The sequence below is a fragment of the Alteromonas confluentis genome, assembly GCF_001757105.1.
GTDB lineage: Bacteria > Pseudomonadota > Gammaproteobacteria > Enterobacterales > Alteromonadaceae > Alteromonas > Alteromonas confluentis.
On sequence record NZ_MDHN01000005.1, the window covers coordinates 135314 to 158786 of the forward strand.

At 48.3% G+C, this 23473-nt stretch carries 20 protein-coding genes; 5 read left to right on the top strand and 15 right to left on the bottom strand.

The window, feature by feature from the left end:
* Positions 1-39: 39 nt before the first annotated feature.
* Positions 40-1371, bottom strand: coding sequence for an NCS2 family permease (locus BFC18_RS02475; protein ID WP_070123607.1), 1332 nt, complete (start codon positions 1369-1371; stop codon positions 40-42).
* 377 nt (positions 1372-1748) lie between these two features.
* On the opposite strand from BFC18_RS02475, the gene BFC18_RS02480 reads away from it, so the two are divergent.
* Entirely contained in the window at positions 1749-2753 is a 1005-nt protein-coding gene (locus BFC18_RS02480; protein ID WP_070123608.1) for an adenosine deaminase, read from the top strand.
* Between the two features lie 138 nt (positions 2754-2891).
* On the opposite strand, the gene BFC18_RS02485 is transcribed toward BFC18_RS02480, so the two are convergent.
* The 10 genes from BFC18_RS02485 to BFC18_RS02530 all read right to left on the bottom strand — a co-directional run bounded on the left by BFC18_RS02485 (position 2892) and on the right by BFC18_RS02530 (position 16307).
* On the bottom strand, positions 2892-3950 hold the full coding sequence (locus tag BFC18_RS02485) for a purine nucleoside permease (RefSeq protein WP_245680322.1): 1059 nt from the start codon (positions 3948-3950) through the stop codon (positions 2892-2894).
* Positions 3951-4012: 62 nt separating this feature from the next.
* On the bottom strand, positions 4013-6496 hold the full coding sequence (locus BFC18_RS02490; protein WP_070123610.1) for a TonB-dependent siderophore receptor: 2484 nt from the start codon (positions 6494-6496) through the stop codon (positions 4013-4015).
* 198 nt (positions 6497-6694) lie between these two features.
* The gene (locus BFC18_RS02495; protein WP_070123611.1) at positions 6695-8128 is read right to left on the bottom strand and encodes a uracil-xanthine permease family protein; all 1434 of its coding nucleotides are present in this window, start codon (positions 8126-8128) and stop codon (positions 6695-6697) included.
* A complete protein-coding gene (locus BFC18_RS02500) occupies positions 8125-9495 on the bottom strand; it encodes an adenosine deaminase family protein (protein ID WP_083272879.1) in 1371 nt (456 codons plus the stop codon). Before BFC18_RS02500 ends, BFC18_RS02495 begins: the two co-directional genes overlap by 4 nt.
* Before the next feature lie 369 nt (positions 9496-9864).
* Positions 9865-10230 (bottom strand): AraC family ligand binding domain-containing protein, encoded by a 366-nt coding sequence (locus BFC18_RS02505; protein WP_070123613.1) that lies wholly within the window; start codon positions 10228-10230, stop codon positions 9865-9867.
* 14 nt (positions 10231-10244) lie between these two features.
* Entirely contained in the window at positions 10245-11474 is a 1230-nt protein-coding gene (locus tag BFC18_RS02510; RefSeq protein WP_070123614.1) for an allantoate amidohydrolase, read from the bottom strand.
* Complete coding sequence (locus BFC18_RS02515) at positions 11471-12694, bottom strand: pyridoxal-phosphate-dependent aminotransferase family protein (protein WP_070123615.1); 1224 nt, start codon at positions 12692-12694, stop codon at positions 11471-11473. The genes BFC18_RS02510 and BFC18_RS02515 overlap by 4 nt, the downstream gene beginning before the upstream one ends.
* Positions 12695-12702: 8 nt before the next feature.
* Positions 12703-13482 carry a sulfite exporter TauE/SafE family protein gene (locus BFC18_RS02520; protein ID WP_425388346.1) on the bottom strand — a complete coding sequence of 260 codons (780 nt, stop codon included), beginning with the start codon at positions 13480-13482 and terminating at the stop codon, positions 12703-12705.
* Positions 13483-13525: 43 nt separating this feature from the next.
* Positions 13526-15121, bottom strand: coding sequence for a gamma-glutamyltransferase family protein (locus BFC18_RS02525; RefSeq protein WP_170826549.1), 1596 nt, complete (start codon positions 15119-15121; stop codon positions 13526-13528).
* Positions 15114-16307, bottom strand: coding sequence for an amidase (locus tag BFC18_RS02530; RefSeq protein ID WP_170826550.1), 1194 nt, complete (start codon positions 16305-16307; stop codon positions 15114-15116). The genes BFC18_RS02525 and BFC18_RS02530 overlap by 8 nt, the downstream gene beginning before the upstream one ends.
* A gap of 258 nt (positions 16308-16565) precedes the next feature.
* Between BFC18_RS02530 and BFC18_RS02535 the strand changes: the two genes are divergently transcribed.
* Complete coding sequence (locus BFC18_RS02535) at positions 16566-16961, top strand: rhodanese-like domain-containing protein (RefSeq protein ID WP_170826551.1); 396 nt, start codon at positions 16566-16568, stop codon at positions 16959-16961.
* Between the two features lie 52 nt (positions 16962-17013).
* Here the strand turns inward: BFC18_RS02535 and BFC18_RS02540 are convergent, their stop codons facing one another.
* On the bottom strand, positions 17014-17577 hold the full coding sequence (locus tag BFC18_RS02540; RefSeq protein ID WP_070123619.1) for a DUF924 family protein: 564 nt from the start codon (positions 17575-17577) through the stop codon (positions 17014-17016).
* 191 nt (positions 17578-17768) lie between these two features.
* Complete coding sequence (locus tag BFC18_RS02545; protein ID WP_070123620.1) at positions 17769-18587, bottom strand: MurR/RpiR family transcriptional regulator; 819 nt, start codon at positions 18585-18587, stop codon at positions 17769-17771.
* A gap of 260 nt (positions 18588-18847) precedes the next feature.
* On the opposite strand from BFC18_RS02545, the gene BFC18_RS02550 reads away from it, so the two are divergent.
* Together BFC18_RS02550 and BFC18_RS02555 are read left to right on the top strand one after the other, a co-directional pair.
* A complete protein-coding gene (locus BFC18_RS02550; RefSeq protein WP_070123621.1) occupies positions 18848-19474 on the top strand; it encodes a CPBP family intramembrane glutamic endopeptidase in 627 nt (208 codons plus the stop codon).
* A 158-nt stretch (positions 19475-19632) separates the two neighbouring features.
* The gene (locus tag BFC18_RS02555) at positions 19633-20253 is read left to right on the top strand and encodes a CAP domain-containing protein (RefSeq protein WP_211481005.1); all 621 of its coding nucleotides are present in this window, start codon (positions 19633-19635) and stop codon (positions 20251-20253) included.
* A 16-nt stretch (positions 20254-20269) separates the two neighbouring features.
* Here BFC18_RS02555 and BFC18_RS02560 read toward each other — a convergent pair whose 3' ends face one another.
* Positions 20270-20731: an Lrp/AsnC family transcriptional regulator gene (locus tag BFC18_RS02560; protein WP_070123623.1), complete on the bottom strand. Its 462-nt coding sequence runs from the start codon at positions 20729-20731 to the stop codon at positions 20270-20272.
* Between the two features lie 155 nt (positions 20732-20886).
* Between BFC18_RS02560 and leuA the strand changes: the two genes are divergently transcribed.
* Complete coding sequence (leuA, locus tag BFC18_RS02565) at positions 20887-22542, top strand: 2-isopropylmalate synthase (RefSeq protein WP_070123624.1); 1656 nt, start codon at positions 20887-20889, stop codon at positions 22540-22542.
* A 535-nt stretch (positions 22543-23077) separates the two neighbouring features.
* Here the strand turns inward: leuA and BFC18_RS02570 are convergent.
* On the bottom strand, positions 23078-23473 hold a 396-nt coding region (locus tag BFC18_RS02570), incomplete at its 5' end, for a helix-turn-helix domain-containing protein (protein WP_139138930.1).

Below are 23473 nucleotides of genomic sequence, written 5' to 3' on the forward strand. Positions count from 1 at the left end.
AAATTGAGGCCTTTTTGTTAGATGTGTATGGTTTGGCGGCTACTTGAGGTCAAAGATGTAACGCAGAAGGAAAACCAACGCCAATGCCCAGGTAATCTTACTCACTTGCTTAGCCCGGCCACTGCCAGCCATGGTGACCACATACGTGATAAAACCAAGGGCGATACCTTCAGAAATACTGAACGTTAAAGGCATGGCTAACAAGGCCACCGATGCTGTTGCCAACGCGCCTAAATCGTCAAAATCCAACTGGCGAATAGAATCCATCATCAAGATACCCACCATGATAAGCGCCGGTGTTGTGGCCATTAACGGAATCACTTTCATTAATGGCGTAAGGAACAAGGCTAATACAAAACACAGCGCGGTCACTATCGCTGTCAAACCCGTGCGACCGCCTGCGGATACCCCAGCAGCAGACTCAACGTAGCTGGTTACCGGTGAGGTACCGAGCGCTGCACCGACGACACTGGCAGACGCGTCAGCGGTCATCGCGGGCCCAATTTTTGGAAGCTTGTCTTCTTTATCGAGCAGATTGGCCCGACGAGAAACGCCAATTAACGTACCGATGGTGTCGAACATATTTACGAACATCAGCGCAAAAATCAGATCCCAGGTTTCATCGAAATGTTCGATGGGATACCAGATATCCATAGCAAAAAACGTGTCATCGATAGGGTCAGGCATACCAAAAATGGCATCAGGATGAGCGGTAAGATAACCATTCTCCGTTGGAATGAATGCACCAATAATCGATAAAATCACAATCGACAGTAAGATGCCGCCAGTAATATTTCGCATTACCACTACAATGGTGAGCAAAATACCGGCGAACGCCAACATGACTGCGGGGTCAGATAAATCGCCTAAGCTCACAAACGTTGCGGGGTTATCGACGACCAGGCCCGCATTTTTTAAGCCGATAAACGCAATAAACAAACCGATGCCGCATTGCACACCCACCTTCAGTGAAGGAGGAACGGCTTCAGCGACCTTGGTTCGCACACCGGTAAGCGTAAGCAACAAGAACAAGATGCCGTTCCAGAATACAATACCCAGCGCCGCTTCCCAGGGGACTTCCCGGCCCATACAAATACTAAAAGTAAAAAATGCGTTGAGGCCCATACCGGGCGCGAGTGCGATAGGGTAGTTCGTCATCGCAGCCATCAAAAAACTGCCTAAGCAAGCGGCAAGTGCGGTGACGGTGATGAGTCCGGCAACGGGCATGCCGCTGAGTCCGAGGATGCCTGGGTTGACTACCAGAATATAAGACATGGCGGCAAAGGTGGTTAAGCCGGCAATCACTTCCGTTTTAACGGTAGTTCCATGGGACTGTAATTTGAACAGCCTGTCCAGAAATGTGCTTGTCATGAAATTTCTCTGATTTTTTATCGTTATTACTGCGGCTGGTTGTGCAAATTCCTGACCATTTAGTCAAAAATGGTTTAAATTATGCTTTCTTTTCAGCTCTGTATCAGCTGATGAAGTTCGGCTTGTTGATTTCACTGAATAATATTGTGTGCTCAACAGAAAACCTTTATGAATTTCATCAACTTGTTGCGCGAGATTGTAACAAATTTCGGGGCTAAAAAGACATGTAAAGTCCCCGAACTCACCATTAAAAAGCACAATGTGATGCGCTTTGTGTTATTTTGGTGCAAGAGAAATAGATAACAAACACGCCTTCATTACGAGGCTATGCGGAATTAATCCATGTCAGGTTGGGTCCGCGACGAGGAAACAGCGTTATGTCGCTTAAACATCTGATAAGTGCTTTACCAAAAGCCGAACTACATCTTCATATCGAAGGCTCATTGTCGCCACAACTCATGTGGGAGCTGGCGCAGAAACATCATATTTCGCTGCCGTATCATTCTGTTGAGGAAATTGAAAAGGCCTACAACTTTTCTGACTTGCAGAGTTTTTTGGATCTGTATTATGCCGGTGCGGACGTACTTCGCAACGAAGACGATTTTTATCAATTGATGATGGCTTATTTACAGCGGTGTCATCAGGAAAATGTGGTTCATACAGAAATCATGTTCGATCCGCAAACCCATACGGATCGAGGCGTACCGTTTTCTACGTTTATGAAAGGGTTTTTAAAAGCGGTTCAGGTTGCTAAGGGTGAGTACGGAATCAGTGTGAAACTTATCATGTCATTCCTACGTCATTTAAGTGAAGCGCAGGCCCTGCAAACCCTGCGTGACGCCGAGGCCTGGTACGACGTGATCGATGCCGTCGGGTTAGACAGTTCTGAATTGGGACACCCACCAGAAAAATTCGAACGAGTATTTGCGGAAGCCAGAACCTTGGGGTTTAAGGTGGTTGCTCATGCGGGTGAAGAAGGGCCGCCTGATTACATTTGGCAGGCTATTAATTTGTTGAGTGTAGATCGAATCGACCACGGTGTTCGGTGTCAGGAAGATGAAGAGCTCATGGAATTAATTAAGCAACGTCAAATCCCGCTTACTGTGTGCCCGCTGAGTAACTTAAAACTGTGCGTGATAGACGATATGAGCCAGCACAATATCCTCAAGCTGCTGGATGCCGGTTTGTTGGTTACGGTGAATTCTGACGATCCGACATATTTCGGCGGATTTTTGAATGAAAATTTTGAAGCGCTGGATGTTGCTTTAGGAATGACGGAAGCACAGTGTCGACAGCTGGCGAAAAACAGTTTTACCGCCAGTTTCCTGTCTGAGGAAGAAAAACAGAAGTGGATTGAAAAGGTGGATGCTGTCAGCGTGTGAACGCGTTTGTGGGCTTAATCCACCCGCTGTATTCGTCGATGATGATAATATCTCTGCCACAACGTTCAAAAACGCCGCTGAAAGTGCTGTCTTTCAGCGGCGTTTTAGTATGGTTAACGGTGGTCAGTAGCGACCCGGTTATTCTGGCGTCTGGTTCTGGTATTTATCCCAATTTTTAATCAGCTCGTTTACTACCGTACTGCCAACAAGATAAGCCGCTTCTAACGACGGTACCATGGCAGCATATCCACCGTTTTCACGCTCCATCGCCAGATTTTCAGCAGCGGTAAGGCCTTCTGGCTGCATAGTAAAGTTACTTGCCGTTCGAAGCACCATAAAGCGATTTTTATCTGCTTTTCCTGCACGATCGAGATAAATCATCGCTTGATAGCTGCCAGTGTCTTCCATGCCTGAAGTCATAAAGTTACCTTCACCTTTGGTCCACAGCGAAACCCAGTCGTTGGCCCAGTCGTTCAGCAGCTTGCCGTGCCAGAACGTAGAGGCAGCAAGGTGATCGCCAATCATGACTTTGGGCATGCTTTGCGCATTGGGATAGTTTTTGTAGCGAGCGCGCAGTTCATCCATAGCTTCGGTATTCATCAACTTCAGCGATTTGGTGAGGTTGAACGCCCACTCACTTAAGTCAGTATTCAGTTTGTACATTTCGCCGTTAACAGCAGGGCGGCCTGCATCGGTTTGCGGACCATTAGCGAACAGTGGGAAGTAACCGGTAGGCCAGCTTTCAGGCATTTCCCGCGCATCAATTTCGTGTGCAAGGTCGCCGTCGACCAGATGACGGGTCCAAACGGCGGAACCAATGGTGCCGTCTTGGGGATCCATGCCCGCAATACCGGCTACCAGCCAGTAAGCTTGCGTTAAATCGAAGCGAGGATCGAGTCCCAGCGCCATGATGGCAGAAGATGCCCGCGCTGTGCCCATGCCTGTCACAATGGCGAGCACGCCTTTATCTTCGTTAGCGTAGATGTCATGAAAAGATTGCGGAAACGGATAGCGCGAGTCGAGGCCGTAGCGTTCCTTCCACATTTGAAATTCGCCGGCTTTATCACCTTCATCTTCGCCAATTTCAAACATCGTAACAACAACGGCTTTCACTTTTAATGGGGCGTTTGCTGCATGACTGAAAGGCGATGCCTGCAACAGGAAAAGACCCGCCAAACCCAATAACAATTGCTTCAAAATACTCTCCTGAAATAAAAACGGCATGCGATTGCATGCCGTATAGAATAACAACAAGGGCCTTAGAACTTATAGCCAAACTTGATGTTGAAGTGACGAGGCAGTTCAGGCAGAACGATCTGGCCACCGAAGAGGTCAGGGAAGTTTGCACGGAAATAGCGCTCATCTGTCAGGTTTTTCACTGTTAAGTTAACATCGAAATTTTCTGACTGATATGAAATACCGGCGTTAACCAGGGTGTATGCTGGAAGCGTTACCGCACCAGAGAAACCCGATTTGGTGGAGTCGGCATCAATTACGCTAACGCTGCTGGCGAAACCGTTCTGGAAATCATAGGTGGCTGTCAGAGAGTAAATATTCTCAGGCACGCCCGCCTTGATTGCGCCAGGGTTGCTGCTGCCAGCGCCTACAGCGAAGTTACCAATTGGTAAGCCACCGTAGATAGCAGAAGGATCTTCCAGATCTGGGAAGTCTTCAGCACCCAGGAAACCAAATTGGAAGCCGTTGTCTAACGCGGTGATGTTAGTCACTTCGGTATTAGAGTAACCGGCGGTGACAACCAGGCTTTCGTTCACTACCCAACGCAGCTCAAACTCAGTACCTTCTGTTTTGGTGGTGTTGTTTGTGATCACCATTTGAGAATTCAGGTCGGTACGTTCCTGCTCGTAAATAGACAGCGCGAAGTACAAGGTATCTTCAAGAAAAGAACCTTTCACACCATATTCAACCAATTCAGAGGTATCCATGGCGGCACCAGACGCGATGTTCGATGTCCAGATTTCAGCGCCCTGACCGGCAACCAAGGTAGTCTGGTCGGCAACAGTCACGTATGGAATCAAACCAAATGGTGTTTTATAGGAAATACTCGCATTCCATGATGTGCCATCCAGTGTATTTGATGCCTGAACCGGCGCAGTCACATCGCCTTCGCCACCAAACCCAAGAATCGACTGGCCGTCTTCAGACAGGCTGATAAACGAGTTAGAACCGTTACCGAATAGCAATTTGTCTACAGGAATACGGCTTTCCAGGTCGACACTGTCGTAACGTGCACCAAGGACGACATTAAGACCCCAATCCCAGGTTAAATCGGTCATTACCGCGAAACCTAAATCGAGGTAGTTACCGATGTAGTAATCGGTATAGTCGGAATCGGTGCGGGTAGACAGTAAACGTCTGTCCAGTGCCGTTGATGGCATGGTCAGATCGCGACGGTCGAAGAATTCATGGTGGAAATCGTCGCCGTGTTCAAAGTCGGTGTAACGCAGGGAAGGCGAAACCTGTACCTGAGCGTACAGTGAATCAAACTCGTAATCTGCACTGAATACCAGTTTGTCTTCTACCACCCAGCTATCGTGGAACTGTGAAAAACCATAGGCGTTTTCGTTGATGTTCTCATACGCTTCATAGAACAACTGGTTTTTAACTTCCCAGTTAGCATCTGAGTAATAGATCACGTCGAAATAAAGCGTGGTCACTTCGTTTTCCAGACGGTCATCAGCAGCAACCAGAACCTGATTACCAGAAAGCTGCGCAGTACCTGGGTTATCCAGTTGCATCAAATCATCGAAGTCAGCCGCCGTCATGCCTGCAGGGCTTGGGAAAATGAATGGGTTAATCAACCCTTCAACTGCATCATATTCTTGGTGAGAAATAGAACCATCGCCATCGGTATCGATGTTTTTCGCGGTACCGGTGATATAAGTACCATTGTCGATGAGATCTTGTGTCAGTCGGTTCCAGCCAGCAACCTGGTTACCTGCATAGTCATGGTACATACCACCAAACTGAACATTGATGTTATCGCTTACGTCTACATCGAAGGCAGCTTGTACAATGGTCTGGTCAGTTTGGGTGTTATCGTAGTAGCTGTCGGAGTTCTCGATTTCACCGTACAGGTAGTAACCCATGTCTTTACCTGCCAGTGTTGCAGGTCCGCCAACTTCAGCGGTCAGTACGCTTTTATCCCAGCTACCCATGGTGTAAGACATTGCACCTGTTGGTTCGTCAATGTACTTACCGCGACCAACAGCAGCAGACTTAGGATTGAAGTTCAGATAACCACCAATTTTTGCCGGGCCATAAATAGGTGATGCCGGACCACGAACAATATCGATACGGCTTGAAGCGCCAATTGGTGTTGGGTAGTTACCTGGGTTATCAAGGCGTTTTACGCCACGGAAGTAAGCTTCACCAGGATTACCACGAATATCCAGAGAGCCGGCTACGCCAAAGAAAGACTGAGTGAATGTACCAGGCGCGAATGCCACGAGCTCGTCGATATCAGATACGTTAAAACGTTCCATTTGCTCATCGGAGATAGTGGATGCAGAGCGTGGTGTTTCCAGGATAGATTTACCAAAACCAAATACGGCTTCAACATCCTGGCCCGGTAAGCTGCCTAGTGACCCCGTAACTTCGATTTTTTCGACGTCTTCGTCGCTAGGAGGGGTAGCTTCCTGTGCGAAGGCAGAAGCTGGTGCCAGTGCCAGACCAAATACAATGGCTCTGGTTAACGGCGATACCGCAAATTGGGTGTGTTTCATGATTTTCCTCTGTTTTAAGTTAACTGCCTCTGACGGGCGGCTTACAAATGCCGAACATGACGTAGCACGTTAGATGCCAAAATATTGTCCAATTGGTCAGGATTAAAATCTTCTGTAAATCTATGATTTACAATATTTAAATTTGTTTACAGAAAAAATTAAGAGAACTAACGTGCGAAACTTTGCTGTTAAAATGGACTAACTTGCACTCTCGTGGTGCGAAAGGCGCGTATTCTGCACTAAATCAGGAGGGGATTTCTTTTGTTCTTTTGGTGAATTGTTCTGCGCATTGAGATCTGGTAAGGGCACCTGCTTAGGCAACGTCATATCGAGAAATACCGCTGTCAGACCAGACAGTGTGACCGGAGAAGCGATGATGTTACCCAGCCACTGCGGAAAACCCAGCGTCATCTCCGGAACCATCATCACGCCCATGCCTAATCCCAGTGCTGAGGCAGTGATTAAGCTAGTACGACGATCGAAGTTCTGTTGCATAAGAATTTTTAGACCACCCACTGCCACCATAGCAAACATAACAAGGGTTGCACCGCCCAGTACGGCTTTAGGAATAGCCTGAAGAATGCCACCGATTATAGGGAAGATGCCAAAAAGCACGTAAAAGCCGCCAATCGCAATACCCACTCTTCGACTTGCAATACCGGTTAGCTGAATCACACCGTTGTTCTGTCCAAAGGTAGTATTGGGAAATGTGTTGAAGCAAGCGGCTAAAACAGAATTAATACCGTCGCCCAGAATACCGCCTTTAATGCGCTTTAGATAAACAGGCCCGGTAATGGGCTGATTGCAGAACACGCTATTGGCAGTAAGGTCGCCTGCGGTTTCCAGGGCACTGAACAGGTAAATTAATGCCAATGGCAGAAACAGTGCAAAATCGAAGTCGATACCGTATTTAAATGGGGTAGGAATGGCCAGAACCGGTAGGGATGACAAGTGCGCAAACGACACGTTACCGAAACTCCACGCGCATAGAGTACCCAGCGCCATACCAATAAAAATTGCGCTCAGTCTAACCCAAAGATTATTGGAGGCGTTCAGAAAGATAATCACAAAGAGGACAGACAGACCCAAACCCACATGATTCAACTGACCAAAGTCTACGCTTCCAAAGCCGCCGTTAAGATCAGTCATCCCTACTTTTATCAGCGACAATCCAATGGAGGTAATTACAATACCCGTGATAACCGGGTTAAGCAGTCGCGTTAGCTTGTGAATGAAAAAGCTAAGTACCACTTCAACCATGGCCCCTGCCATTGTGATGCCAAGTAGTAGCGCCATCACATCGTCGTCGGAACCGCCACGTTGGCGCACGGTAACACCGGCTAGAATGAGTGCGCTAACAAATGCAAAGCTAGTGCCCTGAACCGCCACCAAACCGCTACCAATACGGCCGAAAGATTTCGTCTGAATGATGGTGCCAATGCCTGAAACAAACAGCGCCATACTAACGAGAAATGGAATGTGTGCGTGTAAATCTAACGCGGCTGCGATAATGAGGGTGGGTGTGATGACACCCACAAAACTAGCAAGAACATGCTGAAATGCCGCCGTTACCGTTTTGATAGCGGTGGGCCGGTCTTCAAGGCCGTAAAGTAATTCATGGTTGTCACTCATTCCGTCTTCCTTGTGCTGCTACAGACTGCCGGCTTAAAGCGACAGATAAATTGATGAGGTGCCTGGTAATCTGGCAGTGCTTGCTTCTTCAGCCTTGCTTCAGCAAAACGATCCAGTGCGGCATTGAGTTTTGAAAGCTCATCGGCTTTTTCTGCTTCAGGTAAAAAACTGTGAGAAATTGAATTGGTGATCACTGTGCGCAACTCATTCCATGACAGATTGAATTCAGACACGGCAACAAAAAACTCATCACTTAGGGTGGAATCCCACATCCCCCGATCATCGGTAGACAGGGCGACAGGAATACCTAATCGTAGATATTCACCAAAAGGGTGGTTGGCATAGTCGTCAACGTATTCCAGTAACAGATTCGAAATAAGATTAATTTCAATCAGATAAGGGCCGTGGCGCATTAGCAATAAGGTATCCGGATCGGTGATGGTATTAAGGCCATGGCCAATACGGTCTGCCCCCATCAACAGGGTATCGCGTACATGCTGATTCGGTTCGTCTACTTCACCGGCATGAATAGACAAAGGCACGCCAGGCAGATTACGGCGCAATTCGCGAAAAACAGGCAAGAAGCGAAGAGGGTAACCTTTGTCATTATCTTCACGGCCAACAAGGTTAATGCCCACATAGTGTTCGCGGTGCGCATCTACAAAGGCATAGTGGTCTTTCAGTAGTTCTTCTACATTAGGCAGGAAGCGCACCAGAGCATATTGAAATTTCACTGTTACGCCGGTTTCTTCGCCGCGTTCACTGTGAATGGCGGCATCTAAAATTGCCAGCGCCGCTTCTGGGTCCATCACGGTACCGTCTGGATTCAGCATGCCATGAACCCCAGTTTGGGTTTCAAAATACTGTACGTTCTCGGCGGCGTAAGCCTGCATGTTTTTAATCAGCAACTCGCCAAGAATAGTGGGATTGCGAAACAGTTCGTTTAGCCGTTGCCAGTGTGTTTGAAAAAATGCATCACGACCTTCGCTTGGTCGGTCTAGGCGAATGCTGTTTAGCCAAGCCATTTTCTCTTCTTCCGTTAGCGACGTCAGCTTCTTGTAGCCTTTCTTTTCGCAAGATGACAGCGCATCGTAAGACGTTTTCTGTAGATTTTTAAAAAGCAAATAGGGCGCGGATAGTGCGAACGGATCGGCATCGTAGCCATCGCATAGCGTGAGGGCTGTGCGGGTATAATATTCATAACCGCCATTCAACGCAGGCGACGTAGCCAGTTCCCACCACCATTCGCTGAACGCAGAACCAGAAAGATGGTGATGCAAATCCCCCCCTTTTGGCAGGGCATGAACGAACTGATACAACTCCTGTTCGGTAGCTTGTTGTTTGAAGTCGCGGAACCAGGTCGACATAGACGAATCGACGCTAGGTTCAGAAGCAAAAACGGCTGATGCAGAAGAAAATAATAAAGTGGTAGAAATTAAAACAGAACGGAGAAACACGTGTGCAAATACTCTTAGTAAAATGAAACAGGGATCTGCGGGTCATTATTGCAAATTATTGTGCAAATTGTTGACCACTTGGTCATATGTGCTGTGACATTTTTATTGCACTGATATACAAAGAGTTTTTGCTGTTGATGGCGAGAGGTAATAGGTTAGGTGAAGAGATAGTTAACTTTATTGCACCCAAATGGTGAAAGGCTTCACCATTTGGGCGAGTTGGCCGCTATACAGGCTTAACGAAACGTTGAAACGTTAACCTTGTTCATTGGCTTAGTGTTAAAACGAGACGTGCTCTGGCAGAGTAACAAAAATGGAGTGGCGAACTTCGTTATACATGGCGCGACTGCAGTGGCCTTCGCCCTCGGTATCTTCTAAAAGCAAAACATCACCTGCGCCAAATACGCGCCGTTCACCATTAGAAACTTTAAATTCAGCGCGGCCTTTAATGATAAACAAAAGTTGCCTTGCGGGCGCGGGATGCCATTTAAAGTCGTAGTCTGCCGGTGTTTCCCGGAAAATCACGGTGCCTGCGTCAAAACGTTCTGATAATAGACCAATCGGGCCGCCATCTTGCAATGGAATATCCACTTCACCAAAGTGACTTTTTCCTTCATCGTCATTGTAAATACGCGAAATAAGCATGGTAACTCCCTGTATTAGTTTGCGAGGTGATTTATGGTGGCATGAAGTGCGGCCATTGCCACTGCGACATCGTCTTTGATAATGGCTTCAGCTGGGTGATGGCTAATGCCTTTATCACAGCGCAAAAACATCATCGCTACCGGGCAAATAACCGCCATTGCCATAGCATCGTGCCCGGCCCCTGAAGGCAGCGAGAACGGCGGGATGCCACACTCAGAAATCGCTGTATGCAAAATAGCCTGCAACCGCGAGTCGCAATGCACCGCTTCAGCGCTATGGGTTTGTTCAATCGTCATTTCTACATTTCGACGGGCAGCGATGGTTTGGCACTGCTGCAAAATTTGGTCGAGCACCGCATCACGTTGCTGATCGTTTTCACTGCGGATATCCAGCGTAAATCGGGTGTTCCCGGAAATGACATTCACCCCATTTGGGCGATTTTCAATTTTGCCTACGGTGGCGACCACCTTGTGCATCGCAGCCAGTTTTTCCACACACAATATCATTTCACTACTGGCTGCCAATGCGTCCTGTCGCATGGTCATCGGCACGGTACCAGCATGACCGGCCATACCTTTGATATCTATGTTGAAACGGCGCGCGCCTGCAATGGCCGTCACAATACCTACAGGCAAGTTTGCATCTTCAAGAACAGGGCCTTGTTCAATATGTAGTTCCAGGTAGCCAAGAACACGGGATGAGGTAATGTCGGCACGGTGAACCTCGTCAAAGTTCAACCCAAACTGGCTCATGGCTTCAGGTAAACTGATGCCGTTTTCATCTTTAAGCTTCACCCAGCTTTCTGGCCACTGACCAGTGAGTGCGCGACTCCCTAAAAGGGTAGACCCAAATCGCGTGCCTTCTTCATCGCCAAAACCCACGATATCGAGATGAAAAGGCAATTTTTTTCGCAAGCCCTGTAAAATCTGAATCAACGTGATAGGCGCAATAACGCCTAACATCCCGTCATATTTGCCGCCGTTTGGCACCGTATCTAAGTGGCTGCCAAGAATAAATCGAGGCGCATCAGGGTTATCACATTCATAGCGCCCCCAAAGGTTACCTGCGGCGTCTTGCCAGGTCGTCATACCTGCGTCGTTCATCCAGTTCGCTACCAGGCGGTTAGCTTGGCGGTGCTGTTCGGAAAGATAACGGCGGTCAAGATAAGCGGGCGATTGACTAATTTGTCCCAGTTCTTCTAACCGGGCCATCACCAGGCCGGCGAGGTTCTTGAAATCAATCATTCAGCGCGGCCCGCATAAACCGCCATTGCAGCATCAACCGCTTCACCGAGCGGCAGTGACATACCGCTGCGGCGAAGTACCGTTTCAAGAGACTGCAAGGTGTGATACACCGCATCTTCCCGCGCATTGTAGCCCATGGTGCCGATCCGCCAGATTTTGCCTTTAAGCGGACCGAAACTGGTGCCAATCTCAATGTTGAAGGTATTCAGCAGGGTGCTGCGAATTGCTTCTCCGTCAACTTCATCAGGAATGTTCACGCCGACCACGTTGGTCATTTTGTTCGACAGATCGCCAAATGGCTGCAGCGACATAGCTTGAATCCCAGCCAGCATCGCGTCGCCCGCGGTTTTGTGGCGACTCAGTACGGCTTCCTGGCCTTCATCGAGCAGATTTACTGCACATTCACGGGCGCAAAACAGCATTGATGCAGCTTCCGTGTGGTGATTCAAACGTTCTTCGCCCCAGTAATCCATGATCATTGGCAAATCAAAATAGTTTGATCGAATACGGCTACCCGAGGCTGATTGGTGATGTGCATCCCGTATGCCAGCTTCAACGTGATGACGCTTGCGTACGCACTCTACGTATTTTTCACTTAATGTGACGGGGGCACTGCCGCTGGGGCCGCCAAGGCATTTCTGCAAACCCACCGATACCGCATCTAATCCCCATTTATCGGTTTCAAACGGATTGCCACCAATAGATGCAGTGGCATCACTGTAAAACAGCACATCGTAGCGCTGACAGATTTCACCTAAATGCTCAAGTGGTTGCAACATGGTAGTAGAGGTGTCGCCCTGAACCACGGCCAACACTTTTGGACGGATCTCACGAATAGCCGCTTCGATTTGCTCCGGCGCGAATACTTCACCCCAGGCGGTTTCGATGGTGTGTACTTCTGCACCTGCACGTTCTGCAATTTCAGCCAAAAGATGACCGAAACGCCCAAAAACCGGCACCAGTACTTTATCGCCTGGCTCGATACACGACACCAACACCGCTTCAATACCGGCGCGAGACGTACCATCAACCAGCAACGTTTGCTTGTTGTTGGTGTTGAACACCTGGCGATACAGCGCCATGACTTCATTCATATAGCCAGTCATTACCGGGTCGTACTGACCTACAAGTTGTGTCGACATAGCCTGCAATACACGGGGATAGCAGTTGATTGGGCCGGGACCCATGAGCAAACGCGGGGGGAGAGATAGCGGTTTCATTGATATTCCTAGAGTAGAGATTGGGCAAGCATGCGCACACCCGTGATGATAAGAACCACTGCAAACACTTTTTTGAGTACGGCGGCATTGAGCTTGTTAGCAATGGCGGCGCCCACGGGAGCAAACAAAACCGTTAACGGTACGATGCAGGCAAAGCCAAGTAGATTGACTAATCCGTAGGTGGCAAACGGGGCATCTGCCGGTCGCTCACCAACGATTAACATGGTCAGGGCGGCAGGCAAAGAGATGATAAGCCCAACCGCTGCGGCAGTGCCTACTGCACGGTGGGCGGGATAATTGCAAAATGTCAGCGAGGGCACGGTAAGAGTACCGCCGCCAATGCCAACCATACTGCTGAAAAAACCGATACAGGTGGCCATGATTCCCTGACCTGTTTTGCCCGGTAAACCATCGCGGATAGCAGTTTTCTTTCCGATGAGCATGTTTAGCGCAGACAACGTGGCGATGGTACCGAACAACAAGGTAAGCCACTGACCGTCGATGCGAGTTACCACCGTGCTACCGGCCAATACGCCGATGAGGATAAACACGGCCCAGAACTTTAAAAGCTCGCCGTCTACATTGCCTTTTTTCTTGTGCGCCATGATTGAACTGACAGACGTGGGCACAATGGTCGCGAGTGATGTGGCGGTGGCGACTACCATGGCAGTGTCGGCACTGATCCCCAGCGCCTGAAATAGAAAGAACAACACCGGCACGATAACAATGCCGCCGCCAACACCGAGCAGACCAGCCAGCAACCCGGCAAAAACGCCGGTTCCCATCATGGCCAGAATAATGTTCAGATTTTCACTGATAAATTCCAAGTCTTTATTCCTCTTCGTCGGATGGCATGGCAACAGCAAAAGCCTTGCCGTCGCTTCGTGGGTCGGTAGCGGCTTCCGTTGAGCCATCGGCATGGCGCACAACCGCGCCGGCGTGTCCCATCAATTCGTTGCAAGCATCGACCACTACCATGTCGTGCCCTTTTGCTAACAGCGCTTCGCCAACGTAATCATTAACGTCACGTTCAACTTTCAGGTTATGACTCACATCTCCCCAGGTACGACCCAACAACCAACGACCAAGCGCAATGGAACGGTCTAACGGTTTGTCATGATATACATGGCGGGCAAACACAGCAGCCTGGGTTTGCGGTTGTCCTTCACCGCCCATGGTGCCGTAACTGATCCTGCGTCCGTCATTCAGCTCTGCAAATGCGGGGTTAAGGGTATGAAACGGGGTCATGCCCGGCTGTAAATACTGGTTGCTGTTTTCGTCTAACGAAAATGAGGTACCGCGATTGTTCCAGACAATGCCCGTAGAAGGGCTTACCACCCCACTGCCAAACTCCCAGTAAAGCGACTGAATGTAGCTCACCATTCTGCCTTCGCTGTCGCAGGCGCCCATCCAGATGGTATCGCCTGGTTTTGCCTCATGTGGCCACGGCAATGCGTTATCGATATCGATATTCGCTCTCATCGCAGCAAGTGATGCCGGGCTCAGTAGGGTTTGTAAATCGATATCCAGGCGAGCCGGATCGGTAACATACTGGTTGCGTTTAATGAATGCCTGCTTAGTACACTCGATAAGTAAGTGCACCATGTCGGCATCATCAGTGCCTAAGCGCCACACTTGATCATAAAGTGCGAGGGTTAGCAAAGAGGCAATACCCTGTGTGGGCGCAGGCAGGTTGTACAAGGTGCCTTTTGAGGTAGTAACAGACAATGGCTCAACAATTTTCGCTTCATATTGCTGAAAGTCTGCCAATGTGATCGGTGAGCCCGCGGCGGCCAGGTCGACAGCAAGGCGCTCAGCAATATCACCCTGATAGAAATCATCCAGGCCCCGTTCAGCGAGCTGCTTCAATGTTGCCGCGAGGAGAGGCAATTTTACGATTTTGCCTTTCTTTAATGGCTTTTCTTTGATCAGAAATTGGCTAAAAGCTGGATCGTGACCTAAATCCTCAAAGGTTTTAAAGCTTGCGTCTGACATACTCTGGGTGACTTCAATGCCCCAGTTTGCCTGATTAATTGCTGTATCGAGTAAGGTAGCCAGTGGCAATGGGCTCTGCCAGCCTGCACTGATTTCCAGAGCCTTTTGCCAGCCTGCTACTGCCCCCGCCATGGTCAGTGCGGCTTTGCCGCCTCGGCTGGGAATGGCATCATCGCCTTGGTAAAATTCTGCCGTTGCGCCTTTTGCAGCAACACCAGCGGCATTAATGCCAACAGGCTTTTTACCTGGTTCGCTGATCAGCCAGAAGCCGTCACCGCCTAAGCCATTCATATGCGGATATTCCACCGCAATAGAGGCGGCAGCCGCGACCATTGCTTCAATCGCTGTACCGCCTTTCTCGAGAATATTATTACCTACCTGCGCGGCAGCGTAGTGGGGCGCAGTAAAGCCAATAACCGGTTTATTATTCATTATCATTATTTCCATATAGGGTCTTTGCCAGACGGATCAGGGTCTTATCGCTGCCCTTTGGTCCTAGCAGCGAAAAGCCGCAAGGCGCACCGTCAAGTGTGAGTGCTGGAATGTGTAATTGCGGGCAACCGCTGAGTCCTGCTAACGAGGTCAAAGCTAGGAGCTTGCTGCGATAGTCTGCCAGTTCTTCTGCATTGGCGTCTATCAATGGTGCCAGGCCAGGGGTGGTAGGGATCAGCAGAATTTGATTTTCAACCAGGTTGTTGAACCATTCAGAGAACGCTGTACGTTGTTCCTTCGCGGTGGCGATTTCGTCGCCAGTCAATGCTTCGCAGTTGTTTAGACGCAGTTGAATATCATCTGCGATGTTCGGTTTTGTCGTGCTCAGCCAGTTGCCATGCTGCTGCCAAATTTCGCTGCCCTGTAAAATTCTGAACATGTCGCCAGTGGGCCAGTTACCGAATGCGGGAGAGCAGGCACCACGTAACAGCTCAGAATGCCGTGACTGGTTTTGCACCCACCATGTCTGAATATGCTCACCGTGGGCTGCCATTGCAATTAAGTTATCGACTTTTACTACAGGCAATGTAACAGAGTCAGTTTGTGTGGGAAGTAACACTTCCATGGTGTGAGATAGCGTCGTTAAATCTTTAGTGAGTACACCAACGGTATCGAAGCTGGGGGCCAGTGCTACCATGTTATCCATAGCGATAACGCCGTGAGTCGGGCGCAGACCGAATAAACCCTGATAACTGGCCGGCACACGAATTGAACCACCTGTATCGGTACCCAATCCGATATCCGCCAGTTGCATAGAAACTGCCACAGCCGAGCCAGAACTCGACCCACCGGGTATACGATCAGGGGTAACCGGGTTAAGAGGCATGCCGTAGTGTTTATTCTGCCCGTTTAAACTATATGCCAACTCATCGGTAATGGTTTTTCCTACAAAACGTGCGCCATTTTCCAGTAGCGTCGTTACCACTGACGCGGTTTCAGATGGGATGTCATGAGATGCTAACCAATCAGGGTTGCCCGCAGCCGTGGGAATACCCGCAATGTGAAACAGATCTTTTACCGCCAAGCGATAACTTGCCAGTGGCACGGCACTGTTTTTCGGCGCATCCAGCGAGGGCGCATGGAGCTTTTGTTGAAAAGCCATAAACGGATTATTCGTCGTTTGCATGACGTGAAGTTGCCTGTGAGAAAAACCATGGGGTAGGGCTCTATGAAACAATCGTTTCATGAACCTGTCAAGGGAAACGGCTGCCATAGGCAACAATTTTTCCCATCGTTCAGGATGATAGCCACTATATATGTTATGAATTTGTAAAACATTGCTGCACTGCAGTATGGTTCATCCATGAGTCTGCCACTTTTCTTCCAGATAAAGCGCTCATCTTTTGTGGGTAAGACAACGGTTTTTAACTTTGGAGTAATAAAGATGACACTGAAAAAAGGCTTTAAAACGCTTTTACAGGAAGCAGAAGCACAAATAGACACAATGAGTGCGAGTGAAGCGAATGAAACGGTTTACCGAGCCGATGTGGTGCTGGTGGATATCAGAGACGTGCGCGAGCTTGAACGGGAAGGTCAAATCCCAGGCGCCATTCACGCGCCTCGGGGTATGCTTGAGTTCTGGGTCGATCCTGAAAGTCCGTATTTCAAACCCGTTTTCGGCGGTGGCAAGAAATTCGTGCTTTACTGTCAATCCGGTTGGCGCTCTACGCTAGCCACTGCCACATTGCAAAATATGGGGTTTGACGACGTTGTGCATATCGAAGGCGGCTTTGACGCCTGGAAACAAGCAAGACTACCCGTAGAACCTTACACCCGCTAATCGTCAGCGATAAAAAAACGGAGCTCGATGCTCCGTTTTTGTTCAATTTGGCTCACGCCTCTATAAAGTTATTATTCAGAAAGGCTTCTTCTTCCCGGGTTGACGACCGGCCTAGCGCCTCATTCCGTTGTGGATAGCGACCAAACTGCAACAATAACTCCCGGTGCTCTTGCTCGTATTCAAACTGCAGCTCAAGACCATCAATATTGAACAATTCCATTGCCATATCATGAATCGCTAACGATTCAGAATGCATGAAGGGCATAAACAGAAAAGTTTTCTGTTTTACGGTAAGTGCTTTGTCTGCCTCAACCCTCAGCGCCTCCTGAGACAACGCCAGTGCCATTTTATCGCACTCAAATGCTTTAGCTGAGCCGCGATACATGTTGCGAGAAAATTGGTCGAGGACGATAATTTCAGCCAGTCTACCTGAAGGCGTTGCACGCCAAGGCCACAGTTCGCACTGCGCCGCAGCCGCATGCACTTTTCCAAATCGTGAGCGGATAAGATTATCTAATCCCTCATCGGCACGGAACCACTGCCCGGGATCTAACTCTTCAAACCAAAAAGCCAGAACGCTTGACGCTTCTTCCAGAGGGATAATTGATGTTTGCATAAAACTCCTGTGTATCACATCCATTGTGTTCAGGGAGGAATCAAAGTGAGGTTGAACCTGTTCAACATCGATAGATTCGTAGTCCATTACCCTAATATTGTCACAAAGGTCAAAAAGTAATCAATAAGTATGGTCTTTTTTTTACGTGATTATACAAAAAAAGATTGATTAGTATGACTGCGAGAAAGGGATTAAGGTTCCAATTCATCGAGTTGGTCGTACATGGCGGCAATCTGGGTTGCTCGTCGAAGGGCTTGATCACCTAAACGTTCGAACACTTTATTCGCGAGGAAGGAAATTAGGCTCATTGGTGCAGCATAACTATCAAATGCACTTATTTGACCAGGATGGCAAATCAAAAGGTGATCAACTTTATTGCTATAAACTTGTCCGGTTGGGTCGGTAATGAGAATGGTGGTGTGGTCACTTAAGGCGTCTACAATACGTTTGAATATACGGGTACGACGACGAAAGCCAAGTAACACGACAACTTCGTTAGCCGGGATATCAATGAGATCTTCGCCTAGCGATTGGCCCGGTTGGGGCAACAGTCTAACTGTACTGCGGACCTGTTTTAACTGTTGACGAAAATGCAGCGCGATAGGATACGCGTTGCGGTAACCAATCAACGTAATACGCTGTGAATCTGCCAGTAACGACACCACTTGTTCTATAGTTTCAGGTTTCAGCCCCTCGAAAGTGAGCGCCAGGTTACGCATTTCTTGTTGAAAGTGGTCAGATTCTCCCTCACCCGTAGGCAATGGCAAGCCTTTTTCCCGCATCGACAGCATGGCATCTTTAACTTGCTGGTGAGAGTCGAAACCTAACTGACGAAAAAAACGGCTCACTGTTGCCTTCGACGTACCAGATAAACGTGCGATCTCTGCGGTGCTTTTGCTCACCAACGCAATAGGATGTTGCTGAATAAACGTTGCAATTTGCTGTGCAGAAGGTGAAAGAGAAGGGTACTGCTGCTCAATTAAACCCAGGAGATCGGTTTGCGAGGCCATTAATCACACTTGTAAAAAAAGGTTCTGCGCCAAAGGTAAAACAAATTTGCCAAGTAGCCAACCATTAGTGGCATTTAATCCCGGTGATATGCTTGCCCATTTTTTGCTTCAGACGCATTGGCTTAGCCGTTCCCCTGCAATTAACAACGAAGCTACAGACATTAAATCACGTGAGATAAGGGTGATTTTTTAAGCACATTGTCGTATTTCCCATTATACTGTCACTGAATTGTCATATTGCTATGTTAGAGGGCTGTTGTATGCGACTGTGGATTGAAATGGTATTGCTGTTTTTTGCTTTACCTGTCGCAATTGCTTATTGGGTAAATCAGGTTGCTGATTACCTCATGCCGTTACTTGGTGCGGTGGGTATAGCCTGTTTAGCCGTGCTTCTGGCCGACAAGCAGTTTAAACGTTTTCGTCTTTGGCATTGGCAGGATTTTTTCACCCATTTGCGCACTACGCTGAAAATGTTCATTCCTTGGGCATGTTTGTTGGCTGCCGTGGTTTATCTGATAAAGCCGGAGCTATTTCTGCAGTGGCCGCTGCAAGAGCCTGAACTCTGGGTGCTTACTCTGCTGATTTACCCTATTGTATCGGTGATCCCCCAGGAAATTATCTTCCGCACATTCTTTTTTCATCGATATAAACAAATTTTGCCCTCGAAAATGGCACGCTGGGGCTTAAGCACCTTTGTTTTTGGCCTGGTGCATCTGGTGTATGGCAACTGGGTTGCCATGGTGCTGTCGTGGATTGGCGGCGCACTGTTTGGCTACCGTTACATGCAAACCCGCTCAACACCCGTTGTGGTGGTTGAACACGCTATCTGGGGCAGTTTTATTTTCACCGTCGGATTAGGGTCGTACCTGGTTATTTCACCGCCTTGAATGCGAAGATTAAACCTTAGAACGATGTAAGGTAGAACGTTAGCATTCGGGTTTATTCATACCACTTTACTTGACGGATTTATTTGAAGCGATAGGGTAGAGCGTAGGGATATTGTATGGCCTTAACTCCATTTTTGACTGTGACAAAAGGAAATGCATTGCGAATTGCTACATTATTTACGCTCATCTTTTCAATAAACGTCTTCACCGTAGGTGCGAGTGAGCAACCCGCTGAAAATGATGTCACCGCATGTGGCTTTAGTGCTAAAGCCATCGCTCTCGCCCGGCTCATTCAGCAGGACCCAGGGCAGCAGCGTACCGTTATTGAATGTCATCCTTTGCTTGCTCAAGCAGCTGAAGACAAAGCCCGGGTTATGGCTGAATTTGGCGCGGTCATGCATAACCTTGGTGGCAGCCCTAACAGCCGCTTGCGCGAAATTGGCTTTCCCTTGCCGCGGTATTACAGTGTGGTCATGGGCAATCAAGTAGAAGCCATCGCAGGCGGCTATTCAACGCCAGAATCTGTGTGGCGCTCTTTTAAAGACTCCAAGCCCCATCGACAGCATTTATTGGGTGAGCTCGACTTCTATCGCGAACAACAATATATGGGAGTGGGATTTTATTCCCACCGCAACACGCCCCATGTTGAATATTGGGTGGTGTATGTAACCAAAGCGGCTGACGAACTCCCGGTACCTTATTTTGAATACATATCGAACAAAGGCGTCTTTGTTGTTCAACAAATTAAACCCGAACTGGATTTATCTATGCCGAAATAAGTTCAGGTAAATCATGCTAAACCGGTATCGCTGTACTCTTTCGGGGCGATTTTAATACGAATGAAGAGTGAACACCGCTTACCCCTTCAACGCGGGTGAGTTTGTTCAGCAAAAACCGCTGAAAATCATCCATGTCTTTTACAATAACCTTCAGCAAATAATCTGCCGACTGACCCGTAATTAAATGGCTTTCCAGAACTTCGGGAAAAGCGGCGATGGCGTTATCAAATTTTTCGAACCGCTCTGGCGTGTGCTTGTCCATGACAATTTGAATGAACGACAGCAGTGTGAGGCCCATTTTCCGCGCGTTGACCAATGCGATGTATCCATCAATATAGCCACTGTCTTCCAATTGTTTTACCCGTCTTAAACAGGGGGAAGGTGAAAGGTTGACGGCGTCAGCCAACTCCTGATTTGAGATCCTGCCTCGCTTTTGTAGCGTTTCAAGGATCTGTCTGTCAATCTTGTCTAATTCCACAGTTTTTCCTCCGTATGGCATAAAACTTCATATTTTTTGCATCTCGCGCTACATTATTGCCTTGGTGGGGGAAAGTTGGCAAGTGTTTGCAATTCTCTGCTAATCGAAATGTCGTACACTAGGTGAACCGTTATTTTCCCCGGAGTCTTTGTTTCATGCTTACTCATCCTCAAACAAAATATCAGCGATTCATTGGCGTATCGTTACCTGACCGCCAGTGGCCAAACAATGCAATTACTCAAGCGCCAGTCTGGATGAGTACCGATCTTCGCGATGGCAATCAGGCGCTTATCGACCCCATGTCTATCGAGACCAAACTTCGATTCTTTAAAAAGCTGGTTGATATCGGTTTTAAACAAATTGAAGTGGGTTTTCCGTCCGCATCAGATATCGACTTTCAATTCGTGCGCTTGCTCATTGAAGGCAACCATATACCTGACGATGTGACTATTGAAGTGCTTACCCAAGCGCGTTATGAGTTGATTGAGCGCACAGTGGAAAGCCTGCGTGGCGCCAAGAATGCGATTTTACACATGTATAATCCGCTAGCGCCGGATTTCCGGGAGATTGTTTACAACACCGATAAAGCCGGCGTGAAAAACATCGCATTAACTGGCACCCGCTGGGTGAAAGAACTCACAGCCAATGCACCAGAAGTGAACTGGACGTATCAGTACTCGCCGGAAGTGTTTTCCAGCACAGAAATTGACTTTGTGAAAGAGGTGGTGGTCGAAGTTGTGGACATTTGGCAGCCAACCACAGACAACAAAATCATCATCAATTTACCGGCAACGGTGGAAATGAATACGCCGAATACCTATGCCGACCAAATTGAGTGGATGCATCGCAACCTGAATCAAAGGGAATGCATTGTATTGAGTGTGCATCCGCATAATGACCGGGGTACCGCCGTGGCTGCGGCTGAATTGGCGCTAATGGCGGGGGCTGATCGCATCGAAGGGTGTTTGTTCGGCAATGGTGAACGTACGGGGAATGTGGATATTGTTACCCTGGCAATGAACATGTATTCCCAGGGCGTATCACCGCAACTGGATTTTTCCGATATCGATCAGGTTCGCAAGTTAGTGGAAGAATGTAATCAGTTGCCGGTTCACCCTCGTCATCCTTATGCCGGGGAACTGGTGTATACCGCTTTCTCCGGCTCGCACCAAGACGCTATTAAAAAAGGCATGGCCGTGCAAAGCAAAGACGGCCGCTGGCGCGTACCTTATTTGCCTATCGACCCGGCTGATGTAGGGCGCGGATTTGAAGCGGTAGTTCGCGTGAACAGCCAGTCTGGTAAAGGGGGCGTGGCCTTCTTACTGGAACAGGAAGCGAATCTGCAACTGCCCAGAAAACTGCAAATTGAATTCAGCCGTACCGTGCAGCGAGAAAACGACAGTACCGGTAAGGAAATGTCGGCAGCGCGTATGAAAGAAGTTTTTGAACAAGAATACTTCGATGCCACCATCCCGTTTGCTTATTCCAGCAGTACAATCACGTCAGTAGGGAAAGCAGGGCAACAGGTGAATATTCAGTTTGCGCTAAATAACGAAGTGTATTCTATTGAAGGCACCGGTAATGGGCCAGTTGAAGCGGCGGCCAATGCGTTAAGTACGTTCCTGAATAAAAAGGTAGAAGTGGCAGACTATCATGAACACGCCATTGGTGAAGGCGCGGGCGTTAAAGCGGTGTGCTACATCGAGGTAAAACTACAAGGTACTGAATCCACCTTTGGTTGCGCCAGCGACAGCAACATTATTACCGCCGCAATCAAGGCACTGTTGTCGGGGGTAAACCGACTGATGTGAGACTGGTTCGAATCCCCATTGACACGCTATTTGACGCTGAATTACTATGAATATTGAGCTGAGAGCGCTGACCAATATTGCAGAGCGTTGAGCGATTGCCTCACTCAGCTTACCGAATATATACAGGCCGCAAGGAAGCGGCCTGTTTTCGTTTAAGGAGATAGTCGTGTATCTGCTCTATGCTGATGAATCAGGCTCAGTTGATGATCCAAAATCAGACACTTTTTTCTTCAACTGCTCGCCAATACACAATCTCGGCTCAAAGTATTTGCGTGTGTGCTTCAAAAATCGCTTTATTATCCTCAGACATAATCCCCTTGGCCTTTTTAAAGCTAACAACGTGCTTTGATGATTGTCTTGCGGCTTGTTACCGAAAATCTAAAGGTAAAAACCCTTAGCGCGGTATCGTGATATATGATAAATCCATTGTTGAACGGAATGTTCAGATACTTTCGCATACCTTTAAATGTACTAGTGTGATTACCAAGGGATACTGACGGTATAAGTACCAAGCGATTTTGACGTAATCACACTATCAATGTTGCCGAGCTTCGGCAAGCTTTGCCAGCCGTAACGCAGTGGTATTCATGTTTTCCCTCAGCCAGATATTACGAACGCCGCTAGCGTGTATGTCGACGTTTCTTTCAGATTTGAGCAGCCGTGACACCTTGGATTGACCCAGGTGTGGGTTAGCCAGGGAGAATTCGATGACCACTTCCTCAATAGCTCTGTCAGTACGGTTTTTGTGATGAAGATCCGGCGTTTCCTGACGTTTTAACGATTCGGTTCCACCTTGTTTTATCAGTTTACGATGACGGTAAATCGTATCGCGGGAGACGCCACTAAGTCGGGATGCCTCTGCCACATTTCCAAGCCTGTCAGCCAATGCTAATACCTCAAGCTTCTTCTGGATCTCATTGTCTTCCGAGGA